Source organism: Salinibacterium sp. (genome assembly GCF_031364185.1).
Classification (GTDB): Bacteria; Actinomycetota; Actinomycetes; order Actinomycetales; family Microbacteriaceae; genus Rhodoglobus.
The window spans coordinates 1-1938 of record NZ_JANLVV010000241.1 but is presented as its reverse complement, the minus strand read 5'-3'; the positions used below and the strand labels follow the sequence as shown (position 1 = coordinate 1938).

Here is a 1938-nt window from a genome sequence, read left to right as displayed (position 1 = left end):
ACGATGATGCTCGCCGACCTCGGTGCGCGGGTGATCAAGGTCGAGCGCCCAGTAACCGGCGACGACACCCGATCCTGGGGGCCGCCGCACTCGGCCACGGGGTCGACCTATTTCGACAGCGTGAATCGCAACAAGGAATCGCTGTGTCTCGACCTCGCCGATCCGGCCGACCGTGACCTGGCCCGCACCCTGATCGCCCGAGCCGACGTGGTCGTAGAGAATTTCGCGCCCGGGGGTATGGACAAGCTCGGGCTCGGCTACGACGAAGCAAAGACGTCGAACCCGGGTGTCGTCTACGCCTCCATCTCCGGATTCGGCAGCGCCGGCGGGCGCGACCTGCTCGGCTACGACGTGGTCGTGCAGGCGCTGGGAGGGTTGATGAGCATCACGGGTCAGACACACGGGCCGGCGTTGAAGACCGGCGTGGCGATCGTCGATGTGCTTACGGCGAAGGATGCCGTCGCCGGCGTCCTTGCGGCGCTGCTCCAGAGGCAGACCACTGGCTCCGGCGCGCTGCTGGAGGTGAATCTGCTGTCTAGCCTTCAGGGTGCACTGGCAAACCAGGCGCAGGCGTTCCTCGGTGCGGGGGTGGTTCCCGGGCGCCTTGGCAACGCGCATCCTTCGATTGCCCCCTACGAATCGCTCGAATGCGCGGACGGTCAGATCGTTGTCGCCTGCGGAAACGATGCCCAGTTCCGGCGTTTGGCGGCCGTGCTCGGCTCTCCGCAACTGTGTGACGACCCGCGTTTTTCCGTCAACGCAATGAGGGTCCGTAACCGTGCCGTGCTCGTGCCGCTGCTCGAGCAACAGCTTCGACACCAGGATTCCGCCGAATGGCAGCGTCGACTGACGGCGGCAGGCGTGCCCGCGGGCCGTGTCGGCACGATCGCCGACGGCATAGCGCTCGCCGACTCCCTCGGGCTTGAGCCGATAATCGAGGTGTTCGATTCGACCGGGGTGGCGGTCGCGACCCAGGTGCGGCATCCCATCACCTGGAATCCTCCGATCACACGTCCCAACTCAGCCCCGCCGCTGCTGGGGCAACAGGATGGGCAGCTGCGCGACTGGCTCGCGCACTGAGCCCGATCAGCTCCCGACCGATCGGCGTCGTAGCGCAATCCACAGGGTCGCCGCGGTGTCAGGGTCGGTAAGGTCGGCTCCGATCAGCTCGGTCGCTACGGCGATCCGGTGGCGCAGCGAGTTGCGATGGATGCCCAACTCCCGCGCAGCGCTCTCCCACTGCCCTCGGTGAGCCAGGTACGTGCGCACCGTGCCACTGAGGTCGCCGCGGGGATGCCGAGTGAGGGCATCCACCCACATGTTTTCCCGATCATCGTCGGAACCATCAACAACGCCGATCGTGCCGGGTGACGCCGAACGACAGGCGACTGTGACCTGCGCCACGAAGCCTGCGACCGCTTCGAGGAGCAGCGGCTGGCTCAGTGCGGCCGCGAAGGATGCACCCGGGGCTGTGGCGCTCCCCGAGATGGGGATCAGTGTAGTTGCACCCCGCTGACCTGGCTCGGGCAGGATCACGAGGCGGAGGCCACCGACCGTGGTGCGCAGCACCGATCCGGCGACGCGATTGCGCAGCTCCAGTGCTGTCAGATCAGAGGCAGTCCCGGCGACGCGCAGCGAGCCGATGATCGCCGCGAGCTCGTGGTCATCGAGTCGCGCCTGTGACGATCCCCGCACGGCCAGAATCCTGACGAAGCTGCCCATCGGCGGCAGGGTGGCGTGCTCGGTGGCGAGGCGAGCGGCATCCACGTGGCCCGCCAGGATGAGCGCGGCGATGACGCCTCCCAGTGCGGCTTCGGCCTGTGATGCCTCCCGCGCGCGCTTCACGGTCAGTGACAGCAACATGCAGGAGGTGAGGATGAGCTGGCGGTCGGCTCTTCGCAGGTCACGCCCCGCAGCCACCGCGAGAAAGCCCACGGT

At 67.5% G+C, this 1938-nt stretch carries 2 protein-coding genes; one reads left to right on the top strand and one right to left on the bottom strand.

The genetic code is table 11. From position 1 onward, the window contains the following. Positions 1-1080: CoA transferase (locus tag RMN95_RS10760; RefSeq protein WP_309616916.1), on the top strand; the 1080-nt coding region annotated here is incomplete at its 5' end. Between the two features lie 6 nt (positions 1081-1086). Here the strand turns inward: RMN95_RS10760 and RMN95_RS10755 are convergent. Beyond that, positions 1087-1938: helix-turn-helix domain-containing protein (locus RMN95_RS10755; RefSeq protein WP_309616915.1), on the bottom strand; the 852-nt coding region annotated here is incomplete at its 5' end.